The sequence below is a fragment of the Pseudomonas hydrolytica genome (assembly GCF_021495345.1).
Lineage (GTDB): Bacteria > Pseudomonadota > Gammaproteobacteria > Pseudomonadales > Pseudomonadaceae > Aquipseudomonas > Aquipseudomonas hydrolytica.
In genome coordinates this window covers 2,872,254-2,889,228 of sequence record NZ_CP099397.1, presented here as the reverse complement: position 1 = coordinate 2,889,228, position 16,975 = coordinate 2,872,254, and the positions used below count along the sequence as shown (strand labels likewise).

15 protein-coding genes and 2 tRNA genes are annotated in these 16,975 nt (G+C 62.3%); 9 read left to right on the top strand and 8 right to left on the bottom strand.

Features of this window, described 5'->3' with window-relative positions; genetic code table 11:
- Positions 1–113: 113 nt before the first annotated feature.
- Positions 114–1,133 (top strand): protease SohB, encoded by a 1,020-nt coding sequence (sohB, locus tag L1F06_RS13385; protein ID WP_129482340.1) that lies wholly within the window; start codon positions 114–116, stop codon positions 1,131–1,133.
- A 92-nt stretch (positions 1,134–1,225) separates the two neighbouring features.
- The gene (locus tag L1F06_RS13380) at positions 1,226–2,215 is read left to right on the top strand and encodes a YhdH/YhfP family quinone oxidoreductase (protein WP_096826367.1); all 990 of its coding nucleotides are present in this window, start codon (positions 1,226–1,228) and stop codon (positions 2,213–2,215) included.
- 33 nt (positions 2,216–2,248) lie between these two features.
- Here the strand turns inward: L1F06_RS13380 and L1F06_RS13375 are convergent, their stop codons facing one another.
- Complete coding sequence (locus L1F06_RS13375; protein ID WP_129482341.1) at positions 2,249–2,686, bottom strand: hotdog fold domain-containing protein; 438 nt, start codon at positions 2,684–2,686, stop codon at positions 2,249–2,251.
- A 104-nt stretch (positions 2,687–2,790) separates the two neighbouring features.
- Here L1F06_RS13375 and L1F06_RS13370 point away from each other — a divergent pair, with 104 nt between their 5' ends.
- Positions 2,791–3,375, top strand: coding sequence for a TetR/AcrR family transcriptional regulator (locus L1F06_RS13370; RefSeq protein ID WP_129482342.1), 585 nt, complete (start codon positions 2,791–2,793; stop codon positions 3,373–3,375).
- Here L1F06_RS13370 and L1F06_RS13365 read toward each other — a convergent pair.
- The gene (locus tag L1F06_RS13365; RefSeq protein ID WP_012018809.1) at positions 3,372–4,139 is read right to left on the bottom strand and encodes a DODA-type extradiol aromatic ring-opening family dioxygenase; all 768 of its coding nucleotides are present in this window, start codon (positions 4,137–4,139) and stop codon (positions 3,372–3,374) included. The genes L1F06_RS13370 and L1F06_RS13365 overlap by 4 nt on opposite strands.
- A 103-nt stretch (positions 4,140–4,242) precedes the next feature.
- Here L1F06_RS13365 and L1F06_RS13360 point away from each other — a divergent pair, with 103 nt between their 5' ends.
- Positions 4,243–4,902 carry a thiopurine S-methyltransferase gene (locus L1F06_RS13360; protein ID WP_129482343.1) on the top strand — a complete coding sequence of 220 codons (660 nt, stop codon included), beginning with the start codon at positions 4,243–4,245 and terminating at the stop codon, positions 4,900–4,902.
- Between the two features lie 91 nt (positions 4,903–4,993).
- Here L1F06_RS13360 and L1F06_RS13355 read toward each other — a convergent pair whose 3' ends face one another.
- Positions 4,994–5,656: a glutathione S-transferase family protein gene (locus L1F06_RS13355; protein ID WP_129482344.1), complete on the bottom strand. Its 663-nt coding sequence runs from the start codon at positions 5,654–5,656 to the stop codon at positions 4,994–4,996.
- A gap of 54 nt (positions 5,657–5,710) precedes the next feature.
- Entirely contained in the window at positions 5,711–6,478 is a 768-nt protein-coding gene (locus tag L1F06_RS13350; protein ID WP_012018382.1) for a hypothetical protein, read from the bottom strand.
- A 222-nt stretch (positions 6,479–6,700) separates the two neighbouring features.
- Here L1F06_RS13350 and L1F06_RS13345 point away from each other — a divergent pair.
- The 4 genes from L1F06_RS13345 (at position 6,701) to L1F06_RS13330 (ending at position 10,388) form a co-directional block, all read left to right on the top strand.
- Positions 6,701–6,776 (top strand) — tRNA-Glu (locus tag L1F06_RS13345).
- 14 nt (positions 6,777–6,790) lie between these two features.
- Positions 6,791–6,866: transfer RNA gene (locus L1F06_RS13340), tRNA-Gly, on the top strand.
- Between the two features lie 226 nt (positions 6,867–7,092).
- Complete coding sequence (locus L1F06_RS13335) at positions 7,093–8,922, top strand: tyrosine-type recombinase/integrase (protein ID WP_065985483.1); 1,830 nt, start codon at positions 7,093–7,095, stop codon at positions 8,920–8,922.
- A gap of 104 nt (positions 8,923–9,026) precedes the next feature.
- On the top strand, positions 9,027–10,388 hold the full coding sequence (locus L1F06_RS13330; RefSeq protein WP_129482345.1) for an alpha/beta hydrolase: 1,362 nt from the start codon (positions 9,027–9,029) through the stop codon (positions 10,386–10,388).
- A 37-nt stretch (positions 10,389–10,425) separates the two neighbouring features.
- Here the strand turns inward: L1F06_RS13330 and L1F06_RS13325 are convergent, their stop codons facing one another.
- The 4 genes from L1F06_RS13325 to L1F06_RS13310 all read right to left on the bottom strand — a co-directional run bounded on the left by L1F06_RS13325 (position 10,426) and on the right by L1F06_RS13310 (position 16,364).
- Entirely contained in the window at positions 10,426–13,494 is a 3,069-nt protein-coding gene (locus tag L1F06_RS13325) for an error-prone DNA polymerase (RefSeq protein WP_065985159.1), read from the bottom strand.
- A complete protein-coding gene (locus tag L1F06_RS13320; protein WP_065985160.1) occupies positions 13,491–14,906 on the bottom strand; it encodes a Y-family DNA polymerase in 1,416 nt (471 codons plus the stop codon). The genes L1F06_RS13325 and L1F06_RS13320 overlap by 4 nt, the downstream gene beginning before the upstream one ends.
- A gap of 7 nt (positions 14,907–14,913) precedes the next feature.
- Entirely contained in the window at positions 14,914–15,531 is a 618-nt protein-coding gene (gene imuA, locus L1F06_RS13315; RefSeq protein WP_065985161.1) for a translesion DNA synthesis-associated protein ImuA, read from the bottom strand.
- A gap of 191 nt (positions 15,532–15,722) precedes the next feature.
- Positions 15,723–16,364 carry a LysR family substrate-binding domain-containing protein gene (locus L1F06_RS13310; protein WP_065985162.1) on the bottom strand — a complete coding sequence of 214 codons (642 nt, stop codon included), beginning with the start codon at positions 16,362–16,364 and terminating at the stop codon, positions 15,723–15,725.
- A 105-nt stretch (positions 16,365–16,469) separates the two neighbouring features.
- On the opposite strand from L1F06_RS13310, the gene L1F06_RS13305 reads away from it, so the two are divergent.
- A complete protein-coding gene (locus L1F06_RS13305; RefSeq protein WP_065985163.1) occupies positions 16,470–16,814 on the top strand; it encodes a helix-turn-helix domain-containing protein in 345 nt (114 codons plus the stop codon).
- Positions 16,815–16,975: the final 161 nt, after the last annotated feature.

Genomic DNA, 16,975 nt, shown 5'->3' with positions numbered 1-16,975 from the left:
GAATTGCTCGTATGGCGCCCGCTCGTGCCGCCAAACCTGGCCGCCCGCCGCCTGCGTCGGTATGCTTGAGCCTTTGTGCGCCTGGGCGCAGCCGCATTGTCCAAGGGGGATCCGTGGAGTTTCTTAGCGAGTACGCCAGCTTTCTGGCCAAAACCCTGACCCTGGTGGTCGCCATCGTCCTGGTGCTGGTTGCGCTCGCTGCCACGCGCGGCAAGGGCCGGCGCAGCAGCGGGCAGTTGCAGGTACAGAAGCTCAACGATTTCTACAGAGACCTGCGCGAGCGTCTCGAGCAGAGCGTGCTGCACAAGGAGCAGCTCAAGGTTGCGCGCAAGGCCGAAGCCAAGGCCGCCAAGCTGGAGAAAAAGGCGCCGGCAAGCAAGCCGCGGGTCTTCGTGCTGGATTTCGATGGTGACATCAAAGCGTCTGCTACCGACAACCTGCGCCACGAAGTGACCGCTCTGCTGTCGCTGGCCAAGGCCGACGACGAGGTGGTGCTGCGTCTGGAAAGCGGCGGCGGCATGGTGCACAGCTACGGGCTGGCATCCTCGCAACTGGTACGCATCCGCGACGCCGGCATTCCGCTGACGGTTTGTGTCGACAAGGTAGCGGCCAGCGGCGGCTACATGATGGCCTGTATCGGCCAGAAGATCCTCGCCGCGCCCTTCGCCATCCTCGGCTCCATCGGTGTGGTGGCGCAGCTGCCCAATGTCCATCGTCTGCTGAAGAAGCACGACATCGACTTCGAAGTTCTCACGGCGGGCGAGTACAAGCGCACCCTGACCATCTTCGGCGAAAACACCGAGAAGGGCCGAGAGAAGTTTCAGGAAGATCTGCAGACCACCCACGATCTGTTCAAGGGGTTCGTCGCCCGCTATCGCCCGCAGCTGGATATAGACGCAATCGCCACCGGCGAGGTCTGGCTGGGCATGGCCGCTCAGGAGCGCCTGCTGGTGGACGAGCTCAAGACCAGCGACCAGTATCTGGCCGAGCGTGCCGTCGAGGCTGAACTGTTTCATCTGCATTTCGCTCAGAAAAAGAGCCTGCAGGAGCGCGTCGGCCTGGCTGCCAGCGCGGCTCTGGATCGCTTCGTGCTGACCTGGCTGAGCAGACTCAATCAGCAGCGGTTCTGGTAAGAGCCCATCGAGGGTTTGCGGCGTCGACCCTTTCGCATTGAAGATGGCCCCAGGTGCACGGCGCTACCGAACGACGACAAGAGGAGAAGGTAATGACTGAATTCAAGGCCCTGCAGATCAGCGAAATCACCGACAACGTCTTCCAGTGCGAAGTGGTGGAGCGGCAGGTCGAGGACCTGCCGGCTGGTGATCTGCTGATCCGGGTGCGTTATTCCTCGCTCAATTACAAGGATGCCCTGTCGGCCAGCGGCAACCGCGGTGTAACCAAGAACTATCCGCACACGCCGGGGATCGACGCGGCAGGCGTGGTAGAAGCCTCCAGCGTGGCCGAATTCGCCGTGGGCGACGAGGTGATCGTCACCGGTTACGACCTGGGCATGAACACCGCCGGCGGCTTCGGCCAGTACATCCGCGTGCCGGCGAGTTGGGCGATCAAGCGGCCGCAGGGGCTGCCGTTGCGCGATGCGATGATCCTCGGCACCGCCGGCCTCACCGCCGCCCTGTGCGTGGACAAGCTGGAGCAGGCCGGTGTCACCCCGGAGGCCGGCACGGTGTTGGTGACCGGCGCCACGGGCGGCGTCGGCAGCATCGCCGTGGTGCTGCTGAAGAAGCTCGGCTATCAGGTGGCAGCGGCTACCGGGAAGGCCGAGCAGGGCGTTTGGCTCAGTAAGCTGGGTGCCGACGAGATCGTCGACCGCGCAGAGCTGCAGCAGGGTGTCGACCGTCCGATGCTCAAGGAGCGTTGGGCCGCAGCGGTGGATACCGTTGGCGGCGACATTCTGTTCAACGTGGTCAAGTCGCTGCAGCGCGGTGGCAGCGTGGCCTGCTGCGGCCTTACCGCCGGTGTCGCCTTCCAGGCCAGCGTGTTGCCCTTCATCCTGCGCGGCGTCAACCTCCTGGGCGTGGACTCGGTGGAGCTGCCGCTGGTGGTCAAGGCCTCGATGTGGGACAAGCTGTCGCTGCAATGGAAGCTCGATCTCTCCGAGCTGTGTCAGGAGGTGGAACTGGCGGAACTGCCGGGCTCCATCGAGCGCATATTGTCCGGTGGCATGGTCGGCCGCGTGCTGGTGCGGCTGGATTGAGCGAGAGGCCCGTCAATGACGGGCCTCGTCGTTTCAGGCCTGGCTGACGTACATGGTGATCTCTGCGCGAAACACCGGCTTCTCTCCCACGTAGGCCATCACCGGCACCATGATGTCGCCGGTCTGGCTCCAATCCACCTCGCTGCCATCGGCCACCGCGCGGATATCGCCATCGGCCTTGGCCAGGTATTGCACCGTCATACCCTTGGGAATCCAGCGGCAGCCGGGCGCAATGGATGCGTCGGTCATGCTACCGGCAGCGAGTTCGGCGGCGTTGCACAGGGCGATGGCATGTACCGTACCGATATGATTGAGCACTTCGCGGCGCTTGGCGAAGTGGACCTCGGCGTAGCCGGGGCGCAGCTCGACCATTTGCGGGGCGATGCTGGCGAAGTAGGGGGCGACCTGACCGATCATCGCGCTGAACTGGGCAGCGCCTGCCTGCTGAAACATCTGCAACATCTGACTCATGGGCTATCTCCTGGGTGCTGCGATTGAAGAAGAGCGCGCGCCGAGGCAGTATACGAGTGTTAGAAAATTATTCTAGAAAAATATTCTAGTCATTGAGGATTGGCATGCCCCGTTCATCGCGCAAAGACGAGATTCTGCAGGCTGCGCTGGCCTGCTTCACCGAGCACGGCGTCGATGCCACCACTATCGAGATGATCCGCGACCGCTCTGGGGCGAGCATCGGCAGTCTGTATCACCACTTTGGCAACAAGGAACGGATCATCGCCGCGCTCTATCTGGCCGGTACCGCGCAGTATGCCGATCTGCTGCAGCGCGGGTTCGCCGAAGCTGCCAGTGCCGAGGCCTGCGTCAAACTGCTGGTAACCAGCTACATCGACTGGGTGGTGACCAACCCGGATTGGGCGCGTTTTATCCTGCACAGCCGCAGTCGGGTCGAAGCGGGCGAGATGGGGGATACGCTGCGTGAGGCCAACCGTGAGCACTTTGCTCGGATACTTGCGGCGCTTGCCGAGTATCGTCGCCAGGGGCTGTTCAGGACGTTGCCGGACGACTGCTTCGCCTCGGTGGTGATTGGGCCGACGCAGGATCTGGCGCGCAACTGGCTGGCTGGCCGCACCCAAAGCGAGCTGGGCGAATGCCGCGAGCTGCTGGCGCAGATCGCCTGGGAAAGCGTGAAAAGCGGCGGCTAATCGAAGCGATAGATGTCCATGCCCAGTGAGCCATAGGTGAAGCCCGAGTGAGCCACGGAAAAGGCACCGCCAGCGCCGCGTGCGAAGAACAGTGGCAGCAGATGCTCCTCACTTGGGTGGTTGCGCACGGCGCTCGGTGCCAGGCGACGGTAATGATGCAGGGCCTCTTCGTCGTCCGTTTCGAGCTTTTCCACCATCCAGTTGCGAAATTCCTGGGCCCAGGGAGTGATGACCTCCGGTCCCGCCCGCCAGTCCAGCTCGCCCAAGTTGTGAGTGATGCTGCCGGAACCGATCAACAGGACGCCTTGCTCGCGCAGCCCGGCCAGCGTGCGCCCCACGCGCGTTTGCAGCTCGGGGCCGAGGCGACTGGGCAGCGACAACTGCAGCACGGGGATATCGGCTGCGGGATACATCAAGGAGAGCGGCACCCAGGCGCCATGGTCGAACGGCCGCTGCGCATCCAGGGCAGCCGGCAGGCCGGCGTCGCTCAGCTGCCGAGCGATTTCGCCGGCCAGCGCCGGAGCGCCGGGGGCAGGGTACTGCAGCGCATACAGAGCGAGCGGGAAGCCGCCGAAGTCATGCCAGGTTCGCGGCTGCTCGCCAGCGGTCAGCAGCAGGCTTTCGTTTTCCCAGTGTGCCGAGACGATCAGAATGGCTTCGGGGCGCTGCAGGTCGGCCGCCAGTCTGGTGAGCGCTTCGCCGCTGGCACCGGGCTGCAGCGCGAGCATGGGCGAGCCGTGTGAGATGAACAGCGAAGGCAGCATGGCACTGGCTCCTGAAGTAGGATGCTGTCATCTTCGCCCCTGAATCTATCGATTTCCAGCATAAATTATTGAGCCTTTTTATCGACTTATTAGGAGTATCCCTGTGCACGAGAGTTTCTGGCAGGAGCGCTGGGCGCGTGATCAGATTGGTTTTCATCTGGATCAGGTCAATCCATACCTGCTGCGGCATTGGCCGAATCTGGATGTACCTGCGGGAGCGCGAGTGCTGGTGCCGCTGTGTGGCAAGAGTCTGGACCTGGCCTGGCTGGCCGGGCAGGGCCATCGCGTGCTCGGCGTGGAACTGGCGGAAAAGGCGGTGCAGGATTTCTTCGCCGAGCAGGGGCTGCAGCCGGAAATCGTTCAGCGCGGCGCCTTCCAGGTCTATCGCGCCGGCGCCGTGGAGCTGTGGTGCGGTGATTTCTTCGCCCTGCGCCCGGAGGACGTCGCCGATTGCCTGGCGCTCTATGACCGCGCCGCGCTCATCGCGCTGCCGCCGCAGATGCGCGAACGTTATGCAGCGCATCTCACGGCGATTCTGCCCAGTGCCTGCCGCGGCCTGCTGATTACCCTGGACTATCTGCAAAGCCAGATGGACGGACCGCCGTTTGCCGTCAGCGACGACGAAGTGCAGGCGCATTTCGCGGCCGCCTGGCAACTGAAGACGCTGCAGCGCGAGGACGTGCTGGCGGGCAACTGGAAGTTCATCCGCCACGAGCTCAAGGCCCTGGACGAAGTGGTTTATCGTCTGGAGAAAGAAGGCTAGAGAGGCCAGGCTCGCCGCTGCGGGCCGCTAATGGCTGATACATGCGCGGCGCGCCCGACAAGCGGACGGCCGCATATGCGGCGTTTGGCTATCAGCGCTTGACGCCGATCTTCTCCAGCGTGCGCAGCTCTCGCGGCAGTATCTCTTGCATCGAGGGTCGCGCCTTGATGCGCTGGTAGTGGGCAACCAGGTTCGGCCAGCGTTCGGCATCCAGGGTTTCGCCGCCGTGCTCCATGTTGATCAACTGGCTGGCCAGTGCGAGATCGGCCATGGACGGTTGTTCGCCAAGGAAGTAGGGCGCATCACCCAGCGTGGTCTCGAAATAGTCGAAGTGGCTGGGCAGCTTGTCCTTGAGCGCCTGCTGCACCTTTTCCTCGTCGCACGGCTGGCCCATGGTGGCTTTCAGTACGCGGTTGCGAAACACCGTGAAGGTGCACAGGGGCGCCAGCTCGTAGTCGGCGTACTTCTCCAGCCAGCGCACCCTGGCGCGTTGCTGCGCATCCTCGCCGTACAGCGGTTTGTGCTCGGGGTAGCGTTCTTCAAGGTACTGACAGATCACGCTGGAGTCCGCCAGCTTGAGATCGCCGTCGCGAAAGGCGGGAATCCGGCCCAGCGGGTTGAGCTCGCGATACCAGTCGGGTTGGGCGAAGGGCATGACCACTTCCAGTTCGTAATCCAGCCCTTTCTCGATCAGACACAAACGTACCTTGCGGACGAAGGGGGAAAGCGGGGCGCCATAGACGGTCAGGCTCATCAAAGCTCCTTGCAGGCTGGGTGATCGGCTGGTCGCGTGGACCATGCGGGGGGGTCAGTCGTAGATGTTCTTCTTCTTCCAGTCGTCGTCTTCCAGGTTCTTCAGGCCCTCGGTCAGCTCGCTGGGCTCGTCTGCGGCTGGAATATTGCTGTTGAGCACCATGGCGTTGGCGCGCGCCAGCTGTTCCTCGAAACGCTTGAGCTGCGTCTGGTATGCCGCCGGCTCCGGTTGCTTGCGCAGATATTGCACGCCGCGCTCGAAGGCCAGACGGGCCTGGCCGGGCTGATTCTGCTGCAGGGCTGTCTGGCCCAGCGTGTTGAAAAACTCGATGTGTACCAGCACCAGCATCTGGCGAATCTGCTTGATCCACTGCTTGCCTTCATTGGCGGGCAACAGACCGCTCTGCACCGAACCGGTGATCAGGGCGTGCAGGTTTTCCAGCAGAAAGCGTACGTCCTTGGCCTTGGCTTCGTTGGCGATGGGCTGTGGCGGGTTCTTCACCGCGATGGATTCGCCCTGAGCAACCTGGGCGCGAAGGGTTTCGATGTCGGCCTTGAGCGTCGCGCTCTGCTTGTCTAGCGGTAGCAGACGCTCGCTGACCTGCAGCTGCAGCTGGGTCAGCAACAGTTTCAGCTGTGGCGTCATCAACTGACCGGGCATGCGCTCGGAGATGTCCTGGCAGCGACGAATGCGGTCGAGCAGGTCGGCACGCTGACGGGCCTTTTCCAGCTTGCTGTTCTCGACGGCATGGTTGATATAGGCAATCACCATCAACAGGGCGATGCCGCCGACTATCAGCAGGGTTATCACGAGTGCGGACACTGCTTGGGACCTCTCGAGCACTGGCTTTTCGTCCGAGTGTAGTGGCTTGGCTGCGAGGCTCCTAGTGGCATGTCAATTTATGGGCTGAAGTCTTTGATTTTAAAAATTTTTTAGAGAGTGGTTGACGACCCTGCAAAGGCTCCCTAGAATGCGCGCCACTTCCAGCGCAATGCCAGAAACAGAGCGAAGGAAGCCGGAAAGTTGCTTGATGTTCCGGGGTATGTCCCCTTCGTCTAGTGGCCTAGGACACCGCCCTTTCACGGCGGTAACAGGGGTTCGAGTCCCCTAGGGGACGCCACTTCAAGTTGTACTGCGGGAATAGCTCAGTTGGTAGAGCACGACCTTGCCAAGGTCGGGGTCGCGAGTTCGAGTCTCGTTTCCCGCTCCAAATTATGATCTACAGACTTCCACTAACGTCTGTAAGTCATTGAAAAAAGGGCCGCAAGGCCCTTTTTTCGTTCCAGCGAAAGCCACTGGAAACCACTCCAAGCCGCGAAAATTGAGTCCTTTTTTAAGTACATCAATACGGGCGGTTTGGTTTCCGGATTGTTGCTGGGAGGAGTGGGGGCGACGGGAAAAGTATCTGCTTCTGACTCATGTTCAGGATCACGATCATGGCTCTCACCGACTTCTCCATCAGGCACGCCCGGCCTACGGGCAAAGACTATACTCTCCGTGATAGCGATGGCCTTTCGCTGGCCATCTCTGCCAAAGGCGGCAGGTCTTGGCATTTCAGGTACTACTGGGCTGGCCGACAACAACGGATGTCCCTGGGCACCTACCCGGAGATCAGTCTCCGGGAAGCGCGTGAATTACGCGACGAGGGCCGAGCCCTGCTGGCCAAGGGCATTAACCCGAAGATCGACCGGAAGCAGAAGTTCCGAGCTGTGTGTCTGGCGGCGGAGCACAGCTTCAAATCGGTGTATCTGCAGTGGCTGGCGCATCGCAAGCTCGAACTCAAGGAGGGGCGGCAGAGCACGCTCTCGCAGATCCAGCGCATCTTCGACAAGAACGTGTTGCCCACGCTGGGCTCCATGTCGATCTACAACGTCCGCCGCGCTGATTTGCTGGAGGTGATTGCCCGGGTCGAGCGGCGCAAGGCGTTCACGACTGCCGAGAAGTTGCGCACCTGGTTCAGGCAGTTGTTCCGCTATGCCCTGGTGAAGGTTGAAGGGTTGGAGGGCAACCCGGCATCAGACCTGGATGTGGTTGCTTTGCCTGTGCCCCCCGTTGTCAACAACCCGTTCCTGCGACTGGAAGAGTTGCCCGACCTGCTGCGCAAGCTGCGTCGTTATGGAGGAACGGTCACCACGCAGTTGGGTATCCGGCTGCTGTTGTTGACCGGCGTGCGCACCGGCGAATTGCGCCAGGCGACGCCAGATCAGTTCGATCTTGAGCGTGGCCTGTGGATCATTCCGGCCGAGGTGGTCAAGCAGCTGCAGGACAGCGCGCGCAAGCGCGGGAAGCGGCTGCAGGACATTCCCCCCTACATCGTGCCGCTATCTGTTCAGGCGATCGAGGTTGCTCGCTACTTGCTGGCGCAGGTCAAGCCTGCACAGTGCTACCTGCTGGCTCACCGCAGCGATCTGAAAAAGCGCATCAGCGAAAACACGCTGAATGCAGCGCTCAAGCGTATGGGCTACGAGGGGCTGCTCACCGGCCACGGTATTCGTGCCACGATTTCTACTGCGCTCAACGAAATCGGTTACCTCAAGACCTGGGTGGATGCTCAGCTCTCGCACGCAGACCCTGACAAGGTAAGCGCCACCTATAACCACGCCCTGTACGTGGAGCCACGTCGGAAGATGGTTCAAGACTGGGCTGATCGGCTCGACCTGCTGGAGCAGGGCGAGGTATGTGCAGCAAGCGCGCATCTGTCCATCCGCATTGATGGTATGCCGGTTCTGGATGATGGTGACGGGGCGGCTGTGGATTCGAGAGCAACTGATACGTTGCCTGTTGTGGTGTCATCGGCGATCAGTACGTCGGCCAAACGCCTGTCGGCAGTGCCGGCCGTTCCTGAGCCAGTGGCACCTGCGGAGGTTGCGATTTCGGACTTCCAGCGCGAGCGAATGGAAATGCTCGAAATCTATGAGGCGCCTCACAACCTGCCGGTGGTGCAGTTCGCCAGGCTGGCCGGCAAATCACGCGACCAGATCAACCGCGAGATCAAGGCCGGCAAGCTGCTGACGTTGAGCGTGGGCAACCGCGGCCAACGGATTCCTGACTGGCAGCTTGATCCGCTCAAGCAGGCGTTGGTGCGTGCCGTGCTGCATCAGGTAGAGGATGTCAATTCGTGGCGGCTTTATCGGGTGTTGTCGCAACCCCGCGAGACGCTGGAAGGGCGCTCTGCCATCGAAGCTGTCTCATCCAGCAATCTCATTGAAATGATCCAGATGGTCAGTGGCGAGCTTGTGAAGGATTGCTCCGGAGAGGTCGCGTAGATTTTGGCGAGCCATGGACGGCTCTGGTTTCACTTCTTTGAATACTGGCTATATTCACTCATGCTGGCGGAATAATAGCGTCGTGTGATCTCACGGAGGAAACGATGGTTAGCATGAGGAATGTAATGGCGCTGTTGGGGGCTGCGCTTCTGGTTGGCTGCACGCAGCTTGATCCGTATCGCGTAGAGGCTGACCACCCTCCGGGCCTCGATGGGAGACTGCCAGAGCAGCCTCCATTTTCTCTCGATAGATCGAGAGAGTGCGGCAGCGCTGGCAATGATTGCGTTCAGTTCGTCGAGTACGATGAGTTCGGCAACGCGTTCAGTCGCGAGCAGTTGCAGGCAGGAGTATCGGCTGCAGAGGCCGTCGCTGAGAATGGTGGGGCGGTTATCGTTTATGTTCATGGCTGGCATCACTCGGCCAGTCCAGGGGATGGGGACATTAAGCACTTTCATTCAATAGTGTCTCAAGCCTCAGAACATAGTGGAAAAGGGGCGGTAGGTATCTATGTTGGGTGGCGCGGTGATTCTATTGATGCGGAAAATGCGCTGTTTGGTTGGTCGAGCTATGTGTTGACGTTTTGGGATCGAAAGTCCACGGCGCATACGGTCGGTCACGGTGGTGGTGTATCGGAGCTGATACGAAAACTGTCTGATATCAGGGCGAAAAATAAAGAATCCAGCTTGATGGTGATAGGGCACAGCTTCGGTGGTGCGATTCTCTATTCGGCAGTTTCTCAAATTTTGGCTGAGCAGATACGTCTTGATTCCGCGTCAGGCGAAAAGAGTTTCGTAAAGAAAGATTTTAGATCAGTCGCTGACTTGGTTGTATTGGCGAATCCAGCATTTGAAGCGATGCGCATGGCACCTCTGTATGCGCTTGCCAGGTCATATGAATATCCCCCTGATTTGCCGCCGAGACTTGTAGTGGTAACAACGACCGCAGACTGGGCTACCCGATACGCGTTTCCTGGGGGGCGGCACTTGGGAACGCTGTTTCAACGATATCCGGAAGGCCCGTCGAGAGCCCTCAATACAACTGCCATTGGGCACTATGTGCCTTACGTTACACATCAGTTAACTGCGGGTAAGTGTGATGATCGGCAAGAGGGCAGTAACTCTCTTGCGGACGAGGGTGGCGATTCTCTTCTCGAAGCATTGAATAAGCCAGCGAGCAGTTGCTTCCCAGGTCATAACGATGCGGCATCAGTGGTTCTAACACGGTGTGATGTGCGCGGGGATTGCAGGTACGTCGTTGACGAGCACTATCTTGCGCGGGGACCCGCCGTGGAGGGATATATTCCCAAGAGATTTCCAATTGCCAATGTCCGAACCGATGCCACAGTGATTGGTGACCACAACGATATTTGGAACCCAACAATGTCCAATTTCTTGTTTGGTCTTTTGGTGGCAGCAATGCAAGATCCGGGGGCTATACCTATGGTGCCGGCTTTATCCGTTGAGTAACCAGGTGCCGGGGATACCTCTGAGTCAGGGCCGGTGCTTAGCGAAAATCCCGGCTGCGTATATCCAGGCCGGTCAGCAGCGGAGTGAGGTCGGTGAGGCGGCCGGCGATCACGTGACGTACTCCATCGGCTGCTTCCAGATGGCCGTCGATACGTAGCATCTGCGACTGCACCAGCACCCGCCGCTGGCGTTCAGCCAGGTCGTGCCAGACCACCACGTTGACCAGCCCGAATTCGTCTTCGAGGGTGACGAAGATCACCCCGCTGGCAGTTTGTGGGCGCTGGCGACCGATCACCAAGCCGGCAACGCTGACCGGACGCCCGGGTTCCACCTCCGACAGCTCGCGTGAGCTGCGACAGCGCTGCGCTTTGAGCTGACGGCGCAATAGCGCCAGGGGATGAGGGCCCAGCGTGGTGCCCAGGGTCGCGTAGTCGGTGAGCAAATCCTCGCCGACCGAGGGCAGCGGTAGTTCTACCGATGCCTCGTTGGGCGCGGCCAGGCCGGCGAACAGCGGCAGTTGCGGCTCGACGCCGGCGACTGCCCAGCGCGCGCGGTAGCGGTGGCCGGCGAGACCGCGTAAGGCGCCGGCGTCGGCCAGTTGCTCGCGGGCTCGGGCATCCAGTTCGGCACGCTGGCTGAGATTCTGGACATCGATGAAGGGGCCGGCATGGCGGGCCGTCTCGATGCGCCGCGCAACCCCCTCGCTCAGTCCCCGGATCAAGCGCAGGCCCAGGCGGATCGCCGGCTGCTCTTTGCCGCATGGCTCCAGCGTGCAGTCCCAATCGCTGTAGCGGATATCCGCTGGCCGAACCTCGATACCGTGTCGACGGGCATCCTGCAGCACCTGGTCGGGGCTATAGAAACCCATCGGCCAGCTGTTGATCAGCGCGCAGGCGAAGGCTGCCGGTTCGTGGCATTTCAGCCAGCAGCTGGCGTAGGTGAGCAGGGCGAAGCTGGCGGCGTGCGATTCGGGAAAGCCGTAGCTGGCGAAGCCCTCGATCTGCCGGAAAATGCGCTCGGTGAATTCCGGCGTGTAACCCTTTTCGAGCATCCGCGACGTCAGCCGCTGGCGGTGTGGTTCCAGACCGCCGTGACGCTTCCAGGCGGCCATGCTGCGGCGCAATTCGTCGGCCTCGCCCGGCGTGTAGTTGGCGGCGACGATCGCCAGCTCCATCACCTGCTCCTGGAAAAGTGGCACGCCGAGGGTGCGCTCGAATACCGGGCGCAACTCTTCGGACGGGTAGGCCACCGGCTCCTCGCCGTTTCGCCGACGCAGGTAGGGATGCACCATGTCACCCTGGATGGGGCCGGGGCGGACGATGGCCACCTGGATCACCAGGTCGTAGAAGGTCTTCGGGCGCAGGCGCGGAAGCATGGCCATCTGTGCTCGCGACTCGATCTGGAACACGCCGATGGTGTCGGCGCGGCTGATCATGTCGTAGGTCGCTCGATCCTCCTGGGGCAGGGTCGCCAGTGTCCAGCGCATACCGCGGTATCGGCCGATCAGGTCGAAGCTCCGGCGCAACGCGCTGAGCATGCCGAGGGCCAGCACATCGACCTTGAGCAGACCGACCAGATCGAGGTCGTCCTTGTCCCACTGAATCACGGTGCGCTCGGCCATGGTTGCGTTCTCCACCGGCACCAGGGTCTCCAACGGATGCTCAGAGATCACGAAACCGCCTGGATGCTGCGACAGATGGCGGGGGAAACCGATCAGCTCGCCGGTCAGCGCCAGCACGCGGCGCAGCAGCGGGTTGTCGGCGTCGAAGCCCGCTTCGGCCAGGCGTTCAGCGGATGGCGCGTGGTCACTCCAGCGCCCGCAGCAGTCGGCCAGCGCGTTGATCTGATCCGGTGGCAGGCCGAGCGCCTTGGCCACGTCTCGTACCGCGCCAGCGCCGTGATAGGTGCTGACCACAGCGGTGAGCGCAGCGCGCCCCCGGCCGTAGCGGCGAAACACGTACTGGATAACTTCCTCGCGGCGCTCGTGCTCGAAATCCACGTCGATGTCCGGTGGCTCGTTGCGCTCGCGGGAGAGGAAGCGTTCGAACAGCAGCTTGCTGTGCGTGGGATCGAGTTCCGTGACGCCTAGCGCAAAGCACACCGTGGAGTTTGCCGCCGACCCGCGCCCTTGGCAGAGGATGCCCTGTTCGCGGGCGAAGCGAACGATGTCATGGACGGTGAGGAAGTAGCTCTCGTAGCCCAGCTCCGTGATGAGCGTCAGCTCGTGCTCAATCAGCGCGCGCACTTCTGAGGGCATGCCCTTCGGCCAGCGTGAGCATGCGCCTTGCTCCACCAGCGCGCGCAGCCAGGAGGCCGCGTCATGGCCGGTGGGCACCAGCTCGTGCGGGTAGTGGTAGCGCAGCTGGCCGAGATCGAAGGTGCAGCGTTCGGCGATGCGCAGCGTTTCGGCGAGCAGTTCCGGTGGATACAGCTCGGCCAGTTCTTCACGTCGGCGCAGATGGCGCTCGCCGTTGGGGAACAGATACGCGCCGGACTCAGCCACCGGCAAGTGGTGGCGGATAGCGGTCATGCAGTCCTGCAGGGCACGCCGGCCACGAGCGTGCATATGCACGTCGCCGCAGGCCACCGGCGGCAGGTCGAGGGCTCCAGCCAGGTCAAGCAACCGGCGCAGCCGCGCGGCATCGTCCGGGCCGCGATGTAGCTCGATGCCGAGCCAAAGCCGCTCAGGAAAGCGCTCGCGCAGCCAGGGAGCGTTCCGGGCATCGTCCTCCGGCAGCCAGATCGCCAGCAAGCCATCCGACGGTACCTCCAGATCCTCGCGCAGCAGGTGGTAGGAGCCTTTCTCTGCGCGGCGTCGGGCCAGGGTGATCAGCCGGCACAATGTCTGGTAGCCGGCAAGGTTCTCGGCCAGCAGAACCAGTTTCGGGCCGTCCTCGATCTTCACCTCGCTGCCGACGATCAGTGGCACACCCGTGTCTTTCGAGGCCTGCCAGGCGCGGACGATGCCGGCCAGCGTGCATTCGTCGGTGATCGCGAGGGCGCAGTAGCCTAGACGTGCGGCGCGCTCGAACAGCTCGCGGGCGCTGGAGGCGCCACGCTGAAAGCTGAAGTTGGACAGGCAGCGCAGCTCGGCGTAGCTGTTCATGCGAACCAGCCGTGCAGCAGCAGTGGCCCCTCATCGTCGACGGTGCGGAAGGCCCAGCCTCGTTGGCCGGTGCGGGTCTCCACTAGGTAGTAATCGCGGCGCACGTCGTCGCCATCCCACCAGCCGGACTCGATACGCTCAGGTCCCGAGAGAATGCGCAGAGAGGCTTCGTGCAGCGGTTGTGGTTCGGCCAACAGCCAGCCGGGTCGTGGGCCTGTAACGGGCAGCGGGCCGCCTTGCCGGTGTTCGCCGAGCTGCCAGGCGTGTTCGGGGCGGTGGTCGGCACGAGCGCCGAGCCCCTGCACGGCATCGTCTCCCAAACGGGCGCGCAGGCGCTCGCGCAGCTGCTCCCAGGGGAGTGACTGCTGGGGGCGCTCATCGAACAGTTGGCGGCGTTCCGGGGTGAAGGTCGGCAACTCGAGTGCCACCAGACGTATGGCCTGCACGGGGGCAGGCAGCTTCACCTGTTCCAGACGGCCGCGGGTCAACTCGAAGAGCATGGCCGCGTCGCGCTCGGCGGCCAGCAGACCGACTTGCACCTCGCTGTCGGCCAAGTCACGGTGTTCCAGGTGCAGGGCGAAGCGCTGCACGCCGCTGTCACGTCCGGTCAGATAGGCGGCGAGGTCGGCGGTCAGGCGTCGCAGCGGGAACAGCAGGGCCTGGTGCGACTCGACCTCGTAGTTCAGCTCGATCCGCGCGTCGAACACGTCTGGCGGCTGGTAGAAGTCCAAGGCCAGTGGCCGGTTACCGAGCAGCGTGTCGAGGTGAACCAGCACCTCGGCGGGAAAGCGCTTCGCCAGGCTGTCGCGGGGTAGGGCGAGCACCTGTCGCAGGTGGCGCAGGCCCATACGGGAGAACGATGTTGCCACTTCATGGGGCAGGCCGAGGCGATCCACCGGCTGCGAGTTCAGTATCTGGCGTAACTCCCCTGTGTCGGTCACCGCCAGGCCGTCGTGGGCGTTGGCCAGCACCCGTGCGGCGGCCGGATTAGGGGCGGCAGTGATGCGGTGCTGGAAGCCCAGCGCGGTCAGTTCCTCACGCAGGCGTGCCTCGAATTGTGACCAGGGGCCGAACAGGCGCAGGCTCGACTGCACCTCCAGCAGCAGGCAACGCGGATAGTACAGGCTGACCTGAGCGCTGAAGCCATAGCCCCAGGCGGCGAGGAACTGTTGCCACCGTTCGATCGCTGCCACGTCGTAGTCAGCGGTGGCGAAGCTGCGACTCAGCGCCTGGGCGGCGGTGAGCGACTGGCCGGGTTTCAGGCCGAGTGCGCGCGCCGCGGGGCTGACCGCTTGCAGCATGCGGCGTTGCGGCGGTCCGGCGAGCAGCGCCAAGGGGGCGTCGGCGTTGGCGTGGTGGCGCAGTACGCCATCCATTGCCAGCTGTGGTAGCAGGATACAGGCCCAGAGCATGGCGGCTTTACTGCCAGGCGCCGGCTGTGATCGGATGGGCCGGAGCTAGACCGCCGCGGCACTTGAGTACGCGCAGTTGTGCTGGCTGGCCGTCGATGGCCAGGCGCAGCGCGGCAGGCGAGGGATTCACCGCCTCACGCAGTGGCCGGTAGGCGAAACCGAGGGTTTGACCACTTTCGGCGGCGACCTGCAGGCGCCGTAACGCGCGGTCGTCGGCTTGTTTGAGCCAGCACAGCACGGCGCCGCAGCTCCCCGAGCGTAGGCATTGCTCTGTGGCCCACAGCGCATCGCGACCCGCTGTCTGGACGATAACCAGGTGGCGCAGATCGACGCCGGCGGCCAGCCAAGCCTGGGGGTAGGGAAGATGGGGAGGAGCGACCAGCACCACCCGCTCGCCGGCGGTGGTTAGGCGTGCCAGCGTCGGCCACAGCAAGCGCAGTTCGCCGATGCCGGTGGCGGCGACGAGGAGCTCGCTCAGCGCCGAATCCGGCCAGCCGCCGCAGGGAAGGGCAGCGTCCAGCTCGGTATGCCCGGTCGGCTGAGTGGCGGATGGCGAGATGACGGCCTGGCCGCGCCAGACGTGGCGCGCCTCAAGCAGGCGGTCAAGGGCGACCACAGATGTCATAGCAGAGGAAATCCGAAATACTGTATGTAAATACAGTATTTGGCCTGTCCCAGGTTTCGGTCAAGTCGAGGCGATGAATGCCGCGCCCAGGTGTGGATAGCGGGGGAAGGTCCTTGTGGATGGCTCAGCTTACGGGGTTCCGTGTGTGACCACAGTTGATTGCGTCTCTCCAACTGGAGAATGCTTTCCCCTTAGCACGGCATCTGGACTGCATGGGCACGCTGGATTAGGCGGCCGACAACGGCTGGGGGCGGTCGATGAGACTGAATCAGGTAGGTGGTTACGTAATGCGGTTTGCCGGCCAGCGGTCGCATCACGATGCCCATCCTGCGTAATGCGCTGATGTGGGATCTAGTACAGATGCCGATACCGTAGCCAGCGGCAATCAGGGCCATCATGAGCTCAAAGGACTGCACTTGCTCTGCAACGTTGGGCGCTGTCTTTGCTGTTTTCAGCAGTGAGTCGATCTGTCGGCCTGGTGTTTCATGGCTTCCTAGGCTCAGGAGGATCAGGGGATACCTGACGACTTGTTCTAGGGGAATATCTGCAAAGGCCAGTAGTGGCGACCGGAGAGGAACGGCAACCGCTAGTTCGTCGCGCCATAGTGGCACAGAGCAAACGGAGCCTTCATCGAGGACGGAGGTGGAGAACCCCAGTGTGTAGCGGCCCTCTATCAAGCCCTTTGCCTGATCCTGTCTGGTTGTCTCGATAATACGGACAGGGGTTTCAGGTTCTTCGGCCCGTTGCTTTGCCAGTAGCGCCCCAAGGGGGGCGAGTAGTGCATTGTGGGAAACGGCAATGTGCAACGGCGCATGGTCATGGTTTTTCAGCACGACTGTCTCCCGGAACAGGCAGATTCATCCGCTCCACGATAATAGCAGAATGAGTTAAATTAAACGTGGTTTAGGTTGGTGCGCTACTAGACGCTTCTGCGGATTATGCAGAAGCGAGCAGTTCGGCCTGGCCGACCCAAGGGCGCAAGAACCTACGAAGCTGAGCCAGCACGGGCATTCGGTATGGCTGTTCGTGCGCTGCGTACGGAAAGGGGGATCGCCCAGGAAATGCTGGCCAACCTAGCGGACATCGAGCGTTCCCACATGGGAAAGATCGAACGCGGCGAGCACTTGCCGACTCTGGTGGTTATCTTGCGGATAGCCGAGGCGCTCAATTGCAGTGCTGCCCAGCTTGTTGCTGATACCGAGAGCAACCTGAAAAAATTACGGCTGCAGGCTGATTCCGCTTCTGCCCCTGACAATCCACTTACTCCTGGTGCTCATTCTTGAAGGGAAAGGTGGGGGCTTGCTCATGGGGGCGTATCGATACCCGGATGAGCGAACCTGTGAGGGGCGGTAGGGCCTAGCCTCCACGCATGATGAAGTGGGTATTGATGAATGCCACGCTCAGGTGGAAGGTGCCGGGGGGAAGGGCCCGGTTGGGCCCTTGG